At 48.7% G+C, this 19093-nt stretch carries 17 protein-coding genes; 15 read left to right on the top strand and 2 right to left on the bottom strand.

Annotated features, from left to right (window positions below; translation table 11 throughout):
• The first annotated feature begins 9 nt into the window (after nucleotides 1-9).
• Nucleotides 10-360, top strand: coding sequence for a DUF6463 family protein (locus tag POF51_RS16125; RefSeq protein ID WP_069848203.1), 351 nt, complete (start codon nucleotides 10-12; stop codon nucleotides 358-360).
• A 113-nt stretch (nucleotides 361-473) separates the two neighbouring features.
• Entirely contained in the window at nucleotides 474-1025 is a 552-nt protein-coding gene (locus tag POF51_RS16120; protein ID WP_069848200.1) for an NADAR family protein, read from the top strand.
• 108 nt (nucleotides 1026-1133) lie between these two features.
• Here POF51_RS16120 and POF51_RS16115 read toward each other — a convergent pair whose 3' ends face one another.
• Both POF51_RS16115 and POF51_RS16110 read right to left on the bottom strand, forming a co-directional pair.
• Complete coding sequence (locus POF51_RS16115; protein WP_069848198.1) at nucleotides 1134-2291, bottom strand: serine hydrolase domain-containing protein; 1158 nt, start codon at nucleotides 2289-2291, stop codon at nucleotides 1134-1136.
• A 279-nt stretch (nucleotides 2292-2570) separates the two neighbouring features.
• Nucleotides 2571-3170, bottom strand: a complete 600-nt coding sequence (locus tag POF51_RS16110; RefSeq protein ID WP_271755718.1) for a hypothetical protein — start codon at nucleotides 3168-3170, stop codon at nucleotides 2571-2573.
• 213 nt (nucleotides 3171-3383) lie between these two features.
• Between POF51_RS16110 and POF51_RS16105 the strand changes: the two genes are divergently transcribed.
• The 13 genes from POF51_RS16105 to POF51_RS16045 all read left to right on the top strand — a co-directional run bounded on the left by POF51_RS16105 (nucleotide 3384) and on the right by POF51_RS16045 (nucleotide 18999).
• On the top strand, nucleotides 3384-4106 hold the full coding sequence (locus POF51_RS16105; protein ID WP_069848194.1) for an amino acid ABC transporter ATP-binding protein: 723 nt from the start codon (nucleotides 3384-3386) through the stop codon (nucleotides 4104-4106).
• 50 nt (nucleotides 4107-4156) lie between these two features.
• Nucleotides 4157-4969, top strand: a complete 813-nt coding sequence (locus tag POF51_RS16100) for an ABC transporter substrate-binding protein (RefSeq protein WP_069848192.1) — start codon at nucleotides 4157-4159, stop codon at nucleotides 4967-4969.
• Nucleotides 4970-5034: 65 nt separating this feature from the next.
• Nucleotides 5035-5724, top strand: a complete 690-nt coding sequence (locus POF51_RS16095; protein WP_017252169.1) for an amino acid ABC transporter permease — start codon at nucleotides 5035-5037, stop codon at nucleotides 5722-5724.
• Nucleotides 5725-5751: 27 nt separating this feature from the next.
• The gene (locus tag POF51_RS16090) at nucleotides 5752-6483 is read left to right on the top strand and encodes an IclR family transcriptional regulator (protein WP_069848190.1); all 732 of its coding nucleotides are present in this window, start codon (nucleotides 5752-5754) and stop codon (nucleotides 6481-6483) included.
• Between the two features lie 129 nt (nucleotides 6484-6612).
• Nucleotides 6613-7662, top strand: coding sequence for an ornithine cyclodeaminase family protein (locus POF51_RS16085; protein WP_069848188.1), 1050 nt, complete (start codon nucleotides 6613-6615; stop codon nucleotides 7660-7662).
• Nucleotides 7663-7695: 33 nt separating this feature from the next.
• Entirely contained in the window at nucleotides 7696-8817 is a 1122-nt protein-coding gene (locus tag POF51_RS16080) for an aminotransferase (RefSeq protein ID WP_271755717.1), read from the top strand.
• A 223-nt stretch (nucleotides 8818-9040) separates the two neighbouring features.
• Complete coding sequence (locus POF51_RS16075) at nucleotides 9041-9922, top strand: LysR family transcriptional regulator (RefSeq protein ID WP_069848184.1); 882 nt, start codon at nucleotides 9041-9043, stop codon at nucleotides 9920-9922.
• 144 nt (nucleotides 9923-10066) lie between these two features.
• Nucleotides 10067-10345, top strand: coding sequence for a hypothetical protein (locus tag POF51_RS16070; protein WP_017252164.1), 279 nt, complete (start codon nucleotides 10067-10069; stop codon nucleotides 10343-10345).
• 811 nt (nucleotides 10346-11156) lie between these two features.
• A complete protein-coding gene (locus POF51_RS16065; protein WP_069848182.1) occupies nucleotides 11157-12335 on the top strand; it encodes an ROK family protein in 1179 nt (392 codons plus the stop codon).
• Between the two features lie 24 nt (nucleotides 12336-12359).
• Nucleotides 12360-13484: an extracellular solute-binding protein gene (locus tag POF51_RS16060; RefSeq protein ID WP_069848180.1), complete on the top strand. Its 1125-nt coding sequence runs from the start codon at nucleotides 12360-12362 to the stop codon at nucleotides 13482-13484.
• Between the two features lie 123 nt (nucleotides 13485-13607).
• Nucleotides 13608-14684, top strand: coding sequence for an ABC transporter ATP-binding protein (locus POF51_RS16055; protein WP_017252161.1), 1077 nt, complete (start codon nucleotides 13608-13610; stop codon nucleotides 14682-14684).
• A gap of 14 nt (nucleotides 14685-14698) precedes the next feature.
• On the top strand, nucleotides 14699-16426 hold the full coding sequence (locus POF51_RS16050; RefSeq protein WP_069848178.1) for an ABC transporter permease: 1728 nt from the start codon (nucleotides 14699-14701) through the stop codon (nucleotides 16424-16426).
• Nucleotides 16427-16479: 53 nt separating this feature from the next.
• Entirely contained in the window at nucleotides 16480-18999 is a 2520-nt protein-coding gene (locus POF51_RS16045; protein ID WP_442869574.1) for an NEW3 domain-containing protein, read from the top strand.
• Nucleotides 19000-19093 lie beyond the last annotated feature (94 nt).

Below are 19093 nucleotides of genomic sequence, written 5' to 3'. Positions count from 1 at the left end.
AGAAATGACATGGTAAATGGCATCAAGCGCCAAATGGGTTTCACTCTCATCCTGACAGGACTGCTGCATACAGTAGTCGGACTCTTTTTCTACGCGGAGCCACTTCAGCAGATCGTCGCAAATGGCTTTTGGAATGCGGTAGGGCGAGAGGAAGAAGCTGCTTTCTGGTTTATGATGTTTGGCTTTTTGTTGATTTTGCTCGGATATATGGCGGATTGGCTGATGAAAAAGAAGGGAATGGAGCCGCCGGCTACCTTCGGGTGGACAATTCTTGGCATATGCGTGGTCGGGGTGATTGCCATGCCTGTATCGGGCTTCTGGCTAGCCTTACCACAGGCAGGCATCTTGCTTCGCAAGTGATGTAAGAAATTTGCGGATAGGTAGATGGTTCAGATAAAATGAATGTACCATTTTCCATATGTTTCAATATCCGAGGATGGGATTGTCTAAAAAAGAAAGATGGGGATAACACAATGGAGCACATATATAACGTCCAAACCTTAATCAAAGAATCGCAAAAAACCAGAGTGAAATACTTGTTCTTTTGGGGACATACACAGAAGGAGTCAGGCACTATCGATAAATCATGCTTCAGCCAATGGTATCCGGCCGCTTTTGTAGAGGACGGTATCACGTACTTGACCGCTGAGCATTACATGATGGCGAAAAAGGCTGAGCTGTTCGGTGATCTTGCCATTCGTGATGAAATACTCAGGAAAAGCCATCCAAAACAAGCGAAGGAATTGGGACGAAAGGTTCATTCCTTTGACGAGGCTGTGTGGAATGCGAACAAGACGGCGATCGTTCGCCAGGCAAACCTATTAAAATTCAGCCAGCATGCCGATTTGAAAGCGTACCTCTTGGACACAGGTGACCGCATTATTGTGGAAGCGAGTCCTTATGATCGGATATGGGGAATCGGGATGGCCCAAGATCATCCGCATGCGGAACAGCCCGAAAAGTGGCGGGGAGAAAATTTGCTCGGTTTTGCATTGGTGGCAGTCAGGGAGCAGTTACGTTCGTGATCCAGGTTGCCCGTCTTTTTTGGGGGGAGCAAAACAGAAATAGACGTACAAATACGCCATTCTTTCCTATGATTATTCAGAAAGAATAGCGTATTTTTTCCTTTTTGCCTACTTGCTAAATTCTGCAAGTAACATATTTTTAAAGTTAGCTTTACCCAAATTGTTCAAATTGACGGTCAACATATGCTTGCCTCCAAGTGTACCCCCAACAAGAGTAATAAACCCTGGAATGCTACCTGTATGTCCCCATATCGAAACACCGTTTGGAAGCTTAGTTTCATAGATTCCAAGACCATATCCGCTGATTTCAGCACTTCCTGTAGGAACTGTAGTAAGCATTTCTTTTAATTGCTGTTCCTTCAGTAATTTGCCACTGAGTAAGTAAGAGAAGAATTTATTTAAGTCGTCGGCAGTAGAAATCATATCTCCAGCCGAGCTAGCTATACTTGGGTTATAATAAGTAACGTCTTTTAGCTCACTTGCTCCGTCTGGATGGAAATATCCACGGGCATGGTTGGTGCCTGGAATAACGCTCGAATTGCCAGGTAGGAATGTATTCGACAATTCAAGCGGTTCAATAATCCGATTTTCAATCTCTTCTGCATAGCTGTTTCCGGTTATTTTTTCAATAAGGATACCCAGTAATACGTATCCTGTGTCTGAATATGACCAGCCCTTCCCTGGGGCAAAGTCTGGAGGCAGAGAAAGCCCAATCTTTACTAATTCTTCAGCGGTATATGATTTTTTGGCATTCATCATATCAGCGTCTTTTGACCTTAAGTATTCAGCGATACCACTTGTATGGTTCAATATCTGCCGGATAGTAATCTGGTTACCATCATATCCGTTTCCTTGAATGACACCAGGCAACCATTTTTCGATGGAGTCGTCTAGATTCAGGCGATTCTCTCCAGCTAATTGAAGTACAACTGTTGCGGTGAACGTCTTCGTCACGCTGCCAATGCGAAAGCGAAAATCTGTTTCCATTGGTTTCTTAGTGCTCAGATTCGATACCCCAGCGGCGTAACCCCATGTTTTTCCATCCTCATAAGTTTTAGCGAGTATCCCCGGGTTTCCAAGTTGCAATATATCCCGCATTGCTTGCTTGACGGAATTACGATCTCGTTGAGTGCTTGTTTGTAACGAACTAGATACATTTTGAGTGGGCTCTGCTTTTACAATTGAGGTTGGCGTTATGTATAACAGGGAACTTCCAGTTATTAAAAGGGCCAGACTTGCAAATGTAATTTGACTACGTTTTTTCATAAGGCATTTCTCTCCTCTATTTATATTGTATAGGTGATTGCTTGTTCTTTTCCTTGAAACACTCTTGTTAAATGGTTTGTTTTTCATATATAAGTCATATCTGTTCCGCCTTTCACGCCGCGTTGTTTTTTTATCATACAGAATGAAAATCTCTTTTTTCTTACGCATTCCTTACAAATTACTTATGTTTAAAATAGCTTGACATTGTGCTGCATTACAATTTGTCTTTACACGAAAAAGTGGTTGAGCAGACATCGTGCTGCCCAACCACTTTTTTCTTTATTGCACAGAAAACGCAGCTTTGACCTGCTCCAAAGACATAACCATTTGCCCATACAGCTTCCCGTCCGGAGTTCCGGGGTCATACGGATTGGACTGAGGTAAGGAGGCAACGTAGACGAGCCCATGTGTTTGTGCCAGTACATCACCCAGCGGCGGTCCTTCCAATTTGGACAGGTGATTCCAATGTGGTACCGTCATGACAAAAATGGTGAGGAGTGAGGATCGCTCCTCCTTTCGTTGATTGGGAGCGAACATAAAATGCGCTTCGTATTTTGTCGGCACATCCAGCTTGCCCTCCAGTGGCTGTTGGCGAGGGGGACGCTTAGTCGTCGATGAGAACTCCTCGACGATGTAATTTCCGGTCCAAGAGGGAGGGATGGCAAACGTAAATGTCTCGGTGATCGGGATCGGCACCGTGAACTGATTGTTTATGGTTCGACCTTTGATCTCATCGGTTGTCGGTCTTTTGACTTCCCGCTCAGGGTCAGATGGAGCCGCTTGCTGTGGCGGTGGCGCTGCTTGTGGACCTGTCAGTGAACAGGCGGAGAGCAGAAAAATGAGGATGAGTCCTACATAGAAGTACGATGCTACTTTCATCACGGTCCTCCTTGATGTATAAAACACTCCCGCTTATTCATTCCACGCAAGGAGGAAAACTATTCCATAGTCTTATCGTGAATATTTATTCAATAAAACATATTTTTCTTGAATATCAGAAAATATATAATTATAATTTAAATCAGAAATCATTTCCGTTATTCGGAAAAATTAATGCGCAATTCATCCGGGACATAAATGGGGGATAGCAGGATGATTGAGGTTAAGCAGCTTGTCAAATCTTTTGGCCCGTTAACCGTGTTGAAGGGCGTTACGCTCACGGTGGAAGAAAAGGAAGTTGTCGTCTTGCTTGGAGCCAGTGGTTCAGGAAAAAGTACTTTGCTCCGATGTTTGAATTTTCTGGAATTTTATGACAGCGGAGAGATTCGAATCGGTGGTCAGCAAATTGATCCACACAAGACGAATCTGAATCAGTTCCGCGCCGAGGTCGGTATGGTTTTTCAGCACTTTAATCTGTTTCCGCACAAGACCGTTTTGGAAAACTTGATCGAGGCACCTGTTCACGTCAAAGGGATGAATGTAGCAGAGGCCAAACAATTAGCGTACGAGCTTCTGAAAAAAGTGAATATGCAGGATAAGGCCGATGTCTACCCGGATATGCTCTCTGGTGGACAAAAGCAGCGGGTTGCCATCGCCCGGGCGCTTGCGATGAAGCCGAAGATCATGCTTTTTGATGAGCCAACCTCTGCACTCGATCCCGAGCTCGTCGGTGAAGTGCTACAGGTCATGAAGCAGCTCGCCAAAGAAGGAATGACGATGATCGTCGTGACACATGAAATGGGGTTCGCTCGTGAAGTAGCAGATCGGGCGGTGTTCATGCACGATGGACAAATTCTGGAGCAGGGACCACCGAGTGAATTCTTTGAGAATCCGCAGCATGATCGTACCAAGCAGTTTTTAGGTAGCATCCGTTAAAATCCGCTACATCTAAATAATATAGAGATGAAAAACAGGGGGAATCACCAATGAAAAAACGTGCAAAATGGTCCGGAATTTTGTTGTCCACGGTTCTAATGGGCTCGCTGCTACTCTCGGCTTGTGGATCACAGGCAAGCGCACCGGCAGCAGGTGGACAAGCTTCTGGAGACGGTGGGAAGAAAGATTTTACGTACGCCATGAGTGGCGTGTACAAGCCGTTTAGCTTCAAGGAAAACGGGCAACTGACTGGCTTTGACGTAGAAATTGGACAAGCGCTGGCAGAAAAAATGGGCATGAACGCAGTGCCGATCACCAATCCATTTGAAACGATCATCCCCGGTCTGGACGCGAAAAAATACGACGCTGTCATCGGGAGCTTGACCGTCACACCTGAGCGTCAAAAAGCTGTTCTGTTCACCAATCCGTACTACCGTTCCGGTTCGCAAATTTTCGTGCAAGAGGGCAATACCACCATCAAGAGCAAAGAAGATTTGAAGGGCAAAAAGATCGGCGTAGTAAAAGCATCCAACTACTTGGATTGGGCGAAAAAGCTGACCGATGAAGATAAAATCACGCAGTATGATAGCGATATCACCGCTTTGCTCGACCTGCCGACAGGACGCCTCGATGCCGTGATTACCGACCAGGTAGTTGGCTTGCGATTCATTAAAGAAGGCGGCGGAAAAGTAATTGACGTAGGCGAACCACTGAGCTTTGACGAGCAAGCGATCGCTGTGCGCTTGGGTGACCAGGAGGCAGTAGATCGCCTCAACAAGGCGTTGGACGAAATCGTCAAAGACGGTACCTATGAAAAGATCAGCCAAAAATGGTTTGGCCGCAATATCCTGCAAAAACAGTAAGTGGGCAACGGGGTGTCCCTGATGGACGCCCCCCTTTTTAACGCTTCATGTGAGGAGGATTGCACGTGATTATTGATATTTTTCTATCCAGTTATCCCCTTTTTCTAAAAGCGACATGGCTCACAGTTCAGTTGACGGCCGTTGCCCTGATGCTCGGTTGTGTGGTAGGTCTTGTCATTGCCTTTTTCCGGATATCCGATAACAAAGTATTGAACTACATCGCACACGTCTACATTACCGTCATTCGCGGGACGCCTTTGATCGTGCAAATTTGTATTCTGTACTTCGGCTTGGCAAATTTGGTGACGCTCTCGCAGTTTTGGGCAGGAGCCATCGCGCTGGCAGTTCATAACGGCGCGTATATTGCAGAAATTTTCCGAGGCGCCATCCAGTCCATTGACCGTGGGCAGATGGAGGCATCCCGATCACTCGGAATGTCGTACCCGTTGGCGATGCGCAGAATCATTTTGCCACAGGCGTTCCGTCGGGCGATCCCATCACTTGGCAATCAGTTTATCATCGGGCTCAAAGACTCATCACTGGTCGCCTACGTAGGGATGCAAGATTTATGGGGAACCGGTCTGGGTGAAGCAGCCTCCAACTACAAGCAGCTAGAGACTTACATGGTCGTAGGCTTGTACTATCTCGTATTGATCATGATCTTCTCATATTTCGTAAACAAACTGGAAGCACGATTAGCCAGAGGCAAAGCCCCCAATAAACAAGCGAAAGACAACACGAGTGTGGCGGCGTAACTCTTAGTCATGGAGGACGAAAGAAAGATGGTTCAATCAGTCGAACGGGCGATGAAAATTATTCGGGTACTGATTTCAGACGAAAAACATGCTTGGCCGATTTCGGAGCTGGCGAGCGCAACGGGTCTACCAATCAGTACGCTCCACCGTTTTCTCGAATCTATGATCCAGTTCGGATTGGTTGAACAGGACCCAGTCACCAAGCATTACAAGCCGGGATATACGTGGATGGAAATCGGTTTTATCCTGCATGAAAAGCTAAACCTGCGGGCTGTGGCGAGGCCTTTCATGGAGGAGCTGGCGAATGAAGTCGAGGAGAGTATCTTCCTCAACGTATTGGCGGGGACGGATTCGATGCCGATCGAAAAAGTAGAAAGTCCACTGAAAATACGCATAGACGAGAACCTGGGGGAGCGGATTCCTCTCACACTCGGCGCCCCTAGTAAAATCATTCTCGCGTATTTGAAGCAGGATGCGATCACGAAAGTCGTTTCATCCCAGCTTTCGCCAGACAAGCAGCCGTCATTTTTCGAGCAGCTGAGTGAAGCGAAGAAAAGTGGTTATGCGATCAGCTACGAAGAGAAGACGGAAGGCACCATGGCAGTCGCTGCTCCAATCATCGGCTACGGAAATCAACTCGTCGGAGCACTCTCGATCAACGCCCCGTGCTTTCGGGTGACAGAAGATCGATTGCCCCTACTCATCGAAAAAGTGAAACGCCAAGCTACGACGATTTCGGCAAGAATCGGCGGCGCATAAGTTAACCCTCCATTCCAGCATCTGTGGATGGAGGGTTTGCTTTTTTTATAGTAACCATTAGATCTTTCAATTTTTTCGCCTCGAAAAACTGTGTTAGTGTGAAAGAAACAGTGGGGAGGGGAGAGAGACATGTTTCCATTTCGCGTGATTAATCAGGAAACAACGGAAGATGTGCTGGATATGGCTAGTGTCATCGAAGTGGTAGAGCAAGCCTATCAAATGAAATCGAGTCAGCAGGCGACGTTGTTTCCACTCATTTTTCATGAGTTTGTAGAGGGCAGAGCCGACATGGATATCAAATCCGGTCATTTGCCGCAAGCCGATATATTTGGACTCAAGCTCGTCTCGTGGTTCGGTGACAATGACAAGAAAGGTCTGCCACAACTAGTCGGTACTGTGATGGTAGTAGACAGCCGAACTGGCGTACCGCAGGGGATTTTGAGTGGTGAGCACATTACTTGCATGCGTACGGGAGCTGCCGGAGGAATCGGTGCAAAGTATTTGGCACGTCCCGAATCGGAGAACCTGCTAATTGTCGGGACGGGACATCAGGCTCCTTTTCAAATCATGGCGACACTGATGACGATGACAGAGATCAAGCGGGTGTACATCTGCAATCCGCGATCACCAGAAAAGGCGCAAAGCTTTGCCGCCAAAATTAAAGAAAGCCTCATGACCAGATTCGTCTCCAAGTATGCGGGAGAAGAGTACGAGCGGTATGCCAGCCGTTGTGACGTGGAGTTTATCGCGGTGGACAATCTCGAAGAAGCGACTAGACAAGCAGATATGATCATCACCGCAACTCCTTCACGTGAACCGATGATCCAAGCGGAGTGGGTAAAGCCGGGGACGCATATTACCTGCATAGGGGCAGACATGGAAGGAAAACAGGAAATGGATGAACGGCTTTTTGCAAAAGCGCGCGTCTTCGTTGATGATGTCGGACAGGCTGTACGGGTGGGAGAGACAAAGGTAGCTGTAAAAAAGGGGCTGATAACAGAGGGCGATATCGCAGCAGAGATTGGCAATGTCATCCCCGGTCGTGCCCAAGGAAGACAACATGTAGAAGAAATCACGATTTTTGATAGCACCGGGATCGCGTTCCAAGATTTACTGACAGCTGCACACATTTTGAAAGTGGCGGATAAGCGCGGTGTAGGAACGATCGTTGATCTGTAAGGGTGAAAGGATAGGATTAGGAGGGGAACGACAATGAGAATTGCACCTTTTAAAGTAGAAGAATGGATGAACGCCTACGAGATGGAGGCTGTTTACAATATTGCCGAAACATGCGTCGATTCGCTGACGGTAGAAGAGTTGATCCGCCTTTCCGATGAGCCGGAAGATTTTTTCCGCGAGATGGCCCAGAAGAAGCTGACGTACGGTCATATCGAGGGTTCGCCGGAATTCCGCAGCCTCGTCGCGAGTATGTATCAAACGATGAAGCCGGACAACATTTTGGCGATGAACGGGGCGATCGGAGCGAATTTTCTCACCTTGTTCTCGCTCGTTGCGCCTGGTGACGAAGTAATTACAGTGCATCCAACGTATCAGCAAATTTATTCGGTACCGGAGTCGTTCGGAGCGCAGGTCAAGCTGCTCAGACTTTTGCCGGAAAATGATTTTTTGCCTGATCCAGTTGAGCTGCGCTCGCTCATTACAGACAAGACCAAGCTGATCTGTATCAACAATCCGAACAATCCATCTGGAGCTTTGATGGGTGAAGGGTTGCTGCGAGAAATCGTAGAGATTGCCCGCTCCGTAGATGCTTACTTACTGTGTGACGAGGTGTATCGAAATTTGCACCAAGACCCGGAGGTTGTGGTACCATCTATCGTCGACTTGTACGAAAAAGGGATTGCGACAAGCAGCATGTCCAAAGTGTTTTCATTGGCGGGCCTGCGTCTAGGGTGGATTGCAGCACCTCAGGATGTGATCAAAAGCTGCTTCCAGCACCGCGATTACACGACCATCAGCTGCGGGATGCTGGATGATATGCTGGCTGTCCACGCACTGAAAAACCGCGACAAGATCATGGAGCGCAGCCTAAAGATCGTGCGGGACAACCTGCAGATTCTCGACGAGTGGGTAGCGAAGGAGCCGTTGGTCTCTTACGTCAAGCCGCAGGCTGGAACAACCGCAATGCTCAAGTACGAGCTGGATATCCCTTCGGAAACGTTTTGCATTGACCTGTTTAAAACGACAGGGGCGTTTTTGACACCGGGCAGTTGCTTCGACATGGAAGGGTGGTTACGAATCGGGTACGCCTGCTCGACAGAAGTGCTTCAAGTAGGTCTATCAAAAGTATCGGAGTTTTTGGAGTCACGCAAATAAGGGATAAAGTAGGAGAGGGAGTGTCTCTTCGGTGGAAGAAAAGAGACACTCTTATGCTCGCAAGCTGGCGGAGATTATAGGGGAGCACGCATAGGGTATCGGTTGAACATAGAGCCACTCTCGGCTACACTTTTTCTACAGAGGTTGTTCAAAAAGCCGACTTTTTGAACACGCACTTACACGAAGAATGGGTGTCGTTCGGTGAGGGAGTGGATAATCAATCATGGAGTTACGCAATCTGAAGACATTTCAGGTCGTTGCCGAGCATTTGAACTTGACGAAGGCTGCAGAGCAACTCGGATACAGCCAGCCTACGATTACACTCCAGATTCAAGCATTGGAGCGGGAGCTGGGTCATCCTTTGCTCAATCGGGTAGGCAAGCGCACGTTTTTGACACCGGCCGGAAAAATAGTGAAACAACATACGGATCAGCTTTTCTACGTTCTCCAGCACATGGCGGAGGGACTTAATCACTTAGACATGCCTGTAGGACCGCTGGTCGTGGCGGCCCCGGAGTTTTATTGCATCCAATACATGCCCCAAATTCTGAAAGCATATGTAGAGACACATCCACAGGTCAATTTGCAGGTGATTTCATGCACCAGTCAGGAGACTTTGAAAAAAATACAAGCCCACGAGGCGGATATTGGGATCATTGCGGGCATCACCTCGCAACCAGGTATTCATTCCAGCGTCGTGGACTTGGAACAATTCACCTTGATTGCTTCTCCTGATTTGATGAAGGACAAAACACTGGCAGAGGCTCTCGTGACCTTTCCTTTTTTGTCTTATCAGGAGGGGTGCAATCTCGATGAATTTATTACCCAATGCCTGTTGGAGTTAAACTACATCCCACCCTCAGTCATTAAATGTAGCAGCGAAGAAACGATCAAACGGTCAGTCCTGAATCAAACAGGCATAGCCCTGCTCAGTAAGGTTCTAGTGGAAAAAGAGCTTCGAACAGGAGAACTAATGGAGCTGTACCGCTTTTCCAAGAAAGCAGAAACATCGCTGGTCTGTCTGGGTCGCCGAAGAGAAGAGCCTGCAATCCAGACCTTCATGGAACTGGTCAAAGACATCTGGTTATCCGTAAGAGAAGAGTAGTCATGACAAGGGGCTGTCTAAGGAGTCCCTCAAAAGTAAAGAAGCTGGGAAAAACGGTTTCGTTTTTCCTAGCTTCTTTTTCTGTGTGGAACGGCAATAATATTGTAAAATGAAAGAAGGTAAGAGAAATAGGAGATGACAAAAATGAGTAAGCAAGTAAACGAAAAGGAACTCGTTTCGCATTTAGCTACCAAAACAAAAGTAGATCCGCAAAAAATCATGATCGTACTCAAGCATGAGCAAGCGTACATGAACAGTGCGAAGGCAGATGCAAAAGGTGATGTCGACGTTGATTTTGATGATCTCGTAGATTACATCATGGGTAAGTCAGATGTGAAGCTGGATGAGATCACCGTCGAGAAGATCCTGGATGTAGAGATGGAATACTTGATTAAAAAAGGAATCGCTGGATATATAGACTAATAGAGGACGTCTGGTTATCAGGAAAAGAAGAGTAGTGTTCCAAGCACATTCCCCTTGTAGAGGGTGATGTGCTTTTTTATTCTAATTGAAAACAAAGAGACAAAAGGGTAATTATGATAAAAAATCTAAAAAATCTCTGAAAGACAGTGGCTCGCGGTGGGGAGAAGAATATTTCCAGTCTAGGCTCCAGGCTCCGTCCCACGGGGAAGCTGGACTGCCCGCTCCGAAGGGATTTGCGGGGAAACGCAAAAGTGGTAGCCGCTTCGTAGCGCGGGCACGGTTGCGTTTCTTTTGCCCGCAAATCCCTTCTCCGCTTGGTAGGACTCCACAAGTCGCTACGTCTGGAAATATTCTTCTCTGGCGTAACTGCGCACATTCTTCAATCTTTTAAGGCATTTAAGATCCGTTTAACACGGAAAGCACGTAGAGGAAACAGGAGAAAACAGCGAAGATCTTTGGTACACCGACCGAGACGGAATGCAAAAAGCGAAACACGCTCTTAAGCGTCCACCTCTGAAACACATCCTGAATGGACCACTTTGGACGCGGTTTCGCTTATTGCATGGAGTCGGGCAGTGAATCCCTCAGCGGGTGGGACAAGAATCTGAGTGTTTTCTCCTGTTTCCTCCCCACCACAACAGCGTGACGAATGTATTTTTAGTATTTTTTAACAAGGGATATATACACTAAAAATCCAAAAAATATCTGAAAGACAAATGTAAATTGTTTGACTATTAGTGGTCGTCGTGTCTATAATTTGGTTATCTTTGTTAGTAATGTTAACTAACTGTGTGGCGGTGATCGAAGAAGCGTGCAAGCTCCCAAAAAAACAGGTAATAGCAAACTCGTGAAAAAACTGAATAAAGAAGAAGTATTGCAACAAGTCGTCTTGCACGGGCAAATTTCCCGTGCAGATATCTCCAAGCAGACACATCTCAGCCGTCCATGTGTTTCCGCCCTTGTAGATGAAATGATCCAGGAAGGACTCCTACAAGAAGTAGGAATGGGCGATTCCAAAGGCGGCCGAAAGCCGATTTTGTTGGAGTACAACTATCAGGCGTACGCCATTGCAGGCGCGATTTTTGAAGGATCTACCCTCGACATGGCCATCGCAGATATGAAAGGTGAGTTCTTGGCTCGCTATCGCAAACGGCTGGCACAACCAGCGAATGGCGAAACCGTCATCGAAGATTTGGCAGCCGGACTGGATCGCTTGCTGCGTGAAAGCGGCATCCCGCGAGAGCGTCTACTCGGAATGGGCGTCGGTTTGCAGGGAGTCACACAGCGTGGCAGTGGAACCGTCAGCTTTTCGCCCAGCACAGGATGGATGGGTTCACCGATTCAGCAGACCATCGAAGCGCGACTCGGACTGCCCGTCATTATCGACAATGACGTGAATATGATGACACTGGGCGAGTATGTCCGTGGAGCAGGGGTCGGCCATACCAACGTCGTCTACATGTATGTAGGAACGGGGATTGGGGCCGGGATCATTTTGGATGGACAGTTTTATCGGGGGAGTCGTGAGGCAGCAGGAGAAATCGGCTTCATGATGATCGGCCCGGTACATAATCGCCCGAATGGCGCGTCAGGCGTGTTTGAGACGCATTATTCGATTCCGGGTATCCAAGAGCAGGCTAAGGGATTTCTCTCTGACCTTCAGGAAGGGTCGAGTGTCATAGAAGAGCTGATCCGGCACGCCAAACAAAATGCAGAAGCAAAAGAGCTTCTTGCAGATGTGTATCGACATTGGGCGTACGGAATGGCGAACATCATCAGTATTTTGAACCCGGAAATATTGATCCTGAGCGGGGAGATGGTCCACGTCGATGGTGAAGGGGTGAAGCAAATTCACGAATGGCTGAGAGAATGGGTGCCCGAGGTGCCTAATCTTGAAAAAGCGAGTCTGGGGGAGCGAGCTGGTTTGATTGGTGCTGTCCATAGTGTTTTGGAAGCGTTTCCTTTCACACGACTGCTTGACAAAGAGTGAGAAGAACAAGAGGGGGAGTTCGTTTTGAAAAAGACAACTAGCAAGCTGAAAACATGGATGAAGGGCGTATTTGTCAGTTCCTTGGCTCTGACTGTGGCTGCGTGCGGCAGTGGAGGACAGGAAGCAAAGCCTGCGGACAACAACGCAGGCGGCCAATCAGGCACGGCTGCTCAACCTGCTGATTCATCGGGTGATCCACAAAGACTGGTGATTTACACCGGACGGGACAAAAACATTTTTGAAATCGTATTGCCAAAATTCAAAGAAAAGTACCCGAACATTGAAGTGGAAACACTCGAGATGGGTGCCCAACAAATTTTGGAGCGCGTTCGTGCAGAGAAGGCGAACCCGCAGGCTGACTTCTGGTGGGGTGGTACCCAATCTGCTCTAGCGACAGCAGCCAATGAAGATCTGCTGGAGCCTTACAAGCCGACTTTTGCAGACAAGGTTCCAGATTTGTACAAAGATCCTCAAGATCGCTGGTACGGCGAAATGCTTTTGCCAGAGGTTATCATGTACAACTCGCAGGTGCTGAAGCCAGAAGAAGCGCCGCAAGATTGGGACGAATTGATCGATCCGAAATTCAAAGACAAGATCGTTATCCGAAACGTACTGCCATCCGGCACGATGCGTACCATTTATTCTGCAATGATCTTCCGTCAAGGGGCGGATACTCCTGAAAAAGGTTATGAATGGCTGACCAAGCTCGATGCCAATACAAAAGAGTACACGCAAGACCCGACAAACCTGTATTTGAAGCTGGATCGTCAAGAGGGCGTCATCTCCTTGTGGAACCTCCAAGACGTTCTGATCCAAAGCAAAAAGAACAACCATCCGTATGACTTCATTTATCCGAAGAGCGGGGCACCAATTCTCGTAGACGGCGTGGCTCTGGTAAAAGGCGCGAAAAACCAGGACGCAGCGAAAAAGTTTATGGAATTCTTGATGAGTCCTGAAATGGCTGCCCAATTGGCGAAGGAGCGCTTCCAGTTCCCATCTCGTACGGACATCAGCAAGGACGATTTGCCAGACTTCATGAAAAATCTCGAGCTGAAGCCAATGGAACTCGATTGGGCTGTCATGGCTGCAAAAGAAAAAGAGTGGATGCAGCATTGGGATGAAAACATCAAGGGTAAAGGCAAGAAGTAAGGAAGTTTTTTTTCAAGCAGCTAGGCGGGAAGGCGTTGTCCTTTCCGTCTAGTCACTTATAGAAGTTGTTTGAAAACGGACGCAGCTTGAAATGACTTGCGATGAAGGAGGAAACACAACCCGATGAGCAGCGTAACACTTGATCACGTTCACAAAAGGTTTGGCCAAGCAAAAGGGGTCGAAGATGTTCACATTCATATCGAATCAGGAGAGTTTTTTACTTTTCTCGGTCCGAGTGGCTGCGGCAAAACGACTACTCTGCGCATGATTGCCGGCTTTTATTATCCAACGGATGGCCATATCCGCTTTGGATCACAGGAGGTTACATCTCTTCCTCCCCATAAGCGCAATACCGGGATGGTATTCCAAAACTACGCGTTGTTCCCGCACATGACTGTTTTTGAAAATATCGCGTTTGGTTTGCAGGTTCGGAAAGTGAACAAAACAGATGCAAAAGAGCGCGTAGAACGGATCATGAAGCTGGTCCGTCTGGAAGGCTATGGTGAACGCCGCATTGATCAGCTTTCTGGGGGACAACAGCAACGGGTAGCACTGGCACGGGCGCTGGTCATCGAGCCGCAGATTCTGCTGTTGGATGAGCCGCTGTCCAATCTGGATGCGAAGCTTCGCGAAGAGACGCGTTTTGAGATCAAGAGACTCCAGCTGGAGTTGGGGATTACGACGATTTACGTTACGCACGATCAGGCGGAAGCGATGTCGATGTCAGACCGGATTATGGTCATGCAGAGCGGAGAGGTGCAGCAGATAGGCACACCGCATGAGATTTATCATCGTCCTGTAAACCGTTTTGTCGCTTCTTTTATCGGCGAGACGAATCTGTGGGAAGGGACAGTTACAGGGTTTGATGGCGACGAAGTGCTGGTTCGCACGGCTTCTGGACAAATGCTCAGCGGATTTAAGAAAAACGCTTCTCCACGTGCACAGCTGTCAGTTGGGGAGAAGGTGACAATGTCGATCCGTCCTGAATCCGTCCTGGAGAGTACAGGCAACGAGGGACAAAATGTAGTGACAGGCTCTGTTGTCATGTCTGAATTTACAGGGGCGTGTGTCAATTACGTCACAGAGGTAGGAACGGAGAGCCTGCGCAGCATGTCGATCAACCTGGGACGACCGATTAAACAGCGCGGCGATGCCATCGGCCTACATATACCGAAAGAGAGCATTTATTTTGCCGGATAAGGGGGAAGAAGCTTTTGAGAGCAGAGTTGCAGCAAGCGCCGACAGCAGCCAGACGAAAGTCCATCACCGCTTCACCCGCCTTCGTCTACGTGCTGGTAGCGCCACTCTTTTTAATATTGTTGGCTTATGTCGTTTATCCATTGTTCGAAACGTTCGTTGCGAGTATCAAAATCGATGAAGAAATTACGTGGAAAAACTATATTCGCTTCTTCAGCCTAGAGCATACGGCCAACCTGGAAGCGTTGTGGAACAGTATCTACATATCGGTTCTGAGTGTCATTACATGCGGAATCGTTGGCGTCGCGATGGCGTTTTTATTGGAACGCTATGATTTTCCTGGACGAAAAATCCTTTCTGTTCTGGCTTTGGTTCCGATGGCGTTGCCTCCACTCATTGGCGTTCTCTCGTTTACCTTTTTGTACGGAGAGAGTGGAATCATTCCACGGGCGATCAAAGAGCTGTTCGGGCTTGCCCAGGTTCCTTTCTCGTTAAAAGGAATTTGGGGTGTGGTCATCGTTCATACGTTTACGATGTACACCTACTTCTTCATGACAGCTACAGCAGCAATCAAGGGACTCGACCCGTCCTTGGAAGAGGCGGCAGCCAGTCTTGGAGCGAATCGCTTTACCGTTTGGCGGCGCATTATTTTGCCGATGCTTACGCCAGCCATGGTCGCGTCTTCTCTGTTGGTTTTCATGATTTCGATGGCTTCTTATACGGCGCCACTCATTTTCGGAATTGACCGGACAATGACGATGCAAATCTATCTGTCTCGCACCAATGGAGATTTGGACATGGCTGCGACACAGTCTACGATTCTTTCGATTGTTTCCGTGGCTTTTCTTTTGATCATGCGTTGGTACCAAGGCGCGCGCAACTACCAGAATTTGAGCAAAGGGGTCAGCGTGCACCGTACCGAGATCAAGAGCAAAGCAGGACGCTACACCACGATTGTGCTGTCGTTTATCGGTACAGTCATTCTGATGCTGCCAATTCTCGTATTGGTACTTATCTCCTTCTCGGTGGATGGTACCTGGACGGTGCAAATATTACCTCCGGAGTATACCTTGTCGCATTACATGGATTTGTTCACGGATAGCAAAACATGGCGTCCGATTCTCAACAGCTTGCAGTTGTCTGCTATTGCGGTAATCGGGATCGTCATTTTCGGTGTAGCTGCGGCTTATGCCATGGTTCGCCTCAAGTTTCGCGGGAAAACGCTTCTTGATGTGTTGATCATGCTGCCATGGGCATTACCAGGGACAGTTGTGGCGATCAACCTGATTGCAGCGTTCAGTGAGCCGAATGCATTCAGCTTTGGTCAGGTTTTGATCGGAACATTCTGGATTATCCCGTTGGCGTATTTTGTCCGACATCTACCACTTGTGTTTCGTTCTACCAATGCGACTTTGATGCAGATGGACCCATCTGTCGAGGAGGCTGCGCGGAATCTGGGTGCTTCCTGGTGGTATAGCTTCAGACGTGTCGTGTTCCCGATGGCTTGGGGTGGAATTCTCGCAGGTACGCTCTTGGCATTCGTTCAGTGTATCGGGGAGTTCGTGGCTTCGATTCTGATCTTCACACCGAAGACAACGCCATTGTCTGTCGCGGTATTCCAACGCATGTACAGCAATGAATTTGGCACCGCTTGCGCCTATGGTGTCTTGCAAATCGTGGTCATCATCATCGTGTTGTTCATCTCCAGAAAACTGACCGGAGATAAAGCGGGAACTGCCGTATAAAGCTGGATGCCTTCGTGAAAAAGGAGGAGTTTCACGTGGATGTCAGTGAATCGATGGACAAGAAATCACCGATGGTGCAGCCGACTAAATTGCCCTGCCCACCCATTCCCGCATCTCTTCGTACCATGCAGGGGGAACACGGACTGCTCGATCTGTGGAAAGCGATTAAGCCGCTCGCTACCATTGCCAGTGCCATGAACACAGGTGCCCATCCAGACGATGAGCACAGTGCCATGCTCGCATACTTGGCGCTGGGGAGAGGCGTGTATACCACGAGTGTGATCGCGACAAGAGGGGAAGGCGGCCAAAACGAAATCGGCTGCGAGCAAGGTACCGCGCTTGGGATTATCCGCACGCGCGAACTGGAAGAAGCCTCATCTCTCGGCAATGTGACGCTTGGCATCTTAAGCGAAGAGCTGGATGATCCCATCCATGATTTCGGGTTCTCCAAATGCGCCGAAGAAACCTTCCGCAAATGGGGCGAAGAGGTCGTGTACGAGCGATTGATTCGAAAAATCAGGGAGCTGCGCCCCGATGTCGTCATCGCTTGCTTTGAAAATGAACCGACGACACACGGACATCACCGGGCGATTACGTTACTGACACAGCGAGCTTTCCACGAAGCAGCCGATCCACAGATCTTTCCTGCGCACAGGCAGGCTGGACTTTTGCCGTGGCAAATAAAAAAGCTGTATTTGCCTATCATGGACAACGATGATTATCACGTGGCTGTACCCGTGGGGGAATACGACCAAATCTACGGCTCATCCTATGTCCAGCTTGGTGAGCGATCGAGGTTTATGCATAAGACACAGGGCATGGGTGTTCATTACGACGAAGGCCCGACCTACAATTACTACCGCTTGGATGCATCTGTTTCCCCGGCACCGGAAAAAGAGCGCGACTTTTTTTTCGGACTGCCCTTCAGTTTTACTGATCTGGCGCAGAGCATCGCTGCAAAAGGCGGGCAAGAACTAGCCGAATTGCTTCACCGTATGCACGATGCGGCTACAGATATTTTGAATGCCTACCCGCGTTTTGCTGAGGTGGCACAAAGGGTTCACCGCATGAAGGCCTTGCTTGCGTCTGCACAACAAGAAGTATGCAAGGCTCCACTCGATGAAGAAATAAAGATTGATTTGATGTATCGGCTAGGACTCAAGGAAGCGCAGCTAAACCGTGCCAGTGCCGAGGCTCTGTCTTTGGTCGTGAAAATCAAACCGGAGACGGGCGAGTGGGTGGCAGGTCAGACGACAACCGTCACCGTAACGGCTTACAACGGCGGCTCGCTTGAGGTTGAGCATGTGCAGCTGCGAATGCGTGTCCCCGCTGGATGGACGGCGAAACCACTCACGCCAACTGCGTTTCCACGACTTGCTTACAATCAGACGGTGTGCACCGTATTTGAGGTATCGATTCCTGCACAGACGGAGCTGTTCCATCCTTACAAGCCGTCCGTGCTCGATGTCGAGGTGCTCTATTTCGCCTTTGATACAGCCAGTACGATTCGTGTGGAGCCGGATAGCCGTGTAGCTGTGCTTCCGCCGTATGCCGTCACGCTGACACCGTCAGATGTGGTGCGAAACACGCTGCATACGGATGAGGCGATCCCGGTTAAGGTAACACTGAAACAGTACCGTCCGGGAAGCTCTACAGCTAAGGTCGCTCTCGTTGTCCCGGCAGGCTGGACAGCGGAGCCAGCCTATGTCGATGTCCCGTTTTCTTTCCGCAGCGAGACGAAAACGATTGCGTTTACGGTTCATACCACGCCGCAAGTGAAGAATGGCAAATATCAGATCAGCGCTACGGTCGCGGGGACAGACGGTGTGACAGAGATCGCGCAGGATGTGCAGGTCATTGAATACCCGCATGTCGGCCGCACGTATTTCATCCGACCTGCTACGCTGACTGTTCAAGCCTTTGACTTGGCCATCCCGAAAAATCAGCGAATCGGCTATGTATCCAGCGGCTTTGACAATATGGATAAATACTTGCGCGCGGTTGGGGTGAATTGCCTCAATCTTGACGCAAACGAAATACAATCGGGCGATTTGTCCCGCTACGACACGATTGTTCTCGGCATTCGCGCATACGGATTCCGCCGCGAATTAATCGAGAGCAACCAGCGTCTTTTGCACTATGTAGAAAACGGCGGAAATCTCGTCGTTCAATATCACAAGCCGGAGGACAAATGGAAGCCGCACTTGGCACCTTACCCTATTTTTATCGGCGAGTCGCTGATCGATTGGCGGGTGACCAATGAGCAATCAGACGTCCGTATGCTGGCCCCTGACCATCCGGTGTTCCAGGAGCCAAACGTGATCACCCAAGCAGACTGGGATGGATGGGTGCAGGAGAGATCCATCTACAATCCCTCACGCTGGGGAAGCGAGTATACCGAGCTGATTGCGACAAGTGATCCGGGAGAACCGGAGTTTCGCGGCATTTTCCTCACGGCGCACTATGGAAAAGGGACGTACACCTACAGCTCGCTTGCCTGGTTCCGCGAGATTCCACAGCTAGTCCCTGGCGCTTTTCGTTTGTTCGTCAACATGATCAGTCAGAAGCAGTAATGCCCCATCCACTCCGGGCCAACCGTGGGTCGATCCATGGCTACATCAATGAAATGCAAACGTACAGACCGCCATGATTGATATAGACATCAAT

Origin of the sequence: Brevibacillus sp. AG, assembly GCF_028369215.1 — a bacterium.
Taxonomy (GTDB): Bacteria; Bacillota; Bacilli; order Brevibacillales; family Brevibacillaceae; genus Brevibacillus; species Brevibacillus porteri.
The sequence above is the reverse complement of the archived record's forward strand: the minus strand, read 5'-3'. Positions and strand labels throughout refer to the sequence as shown.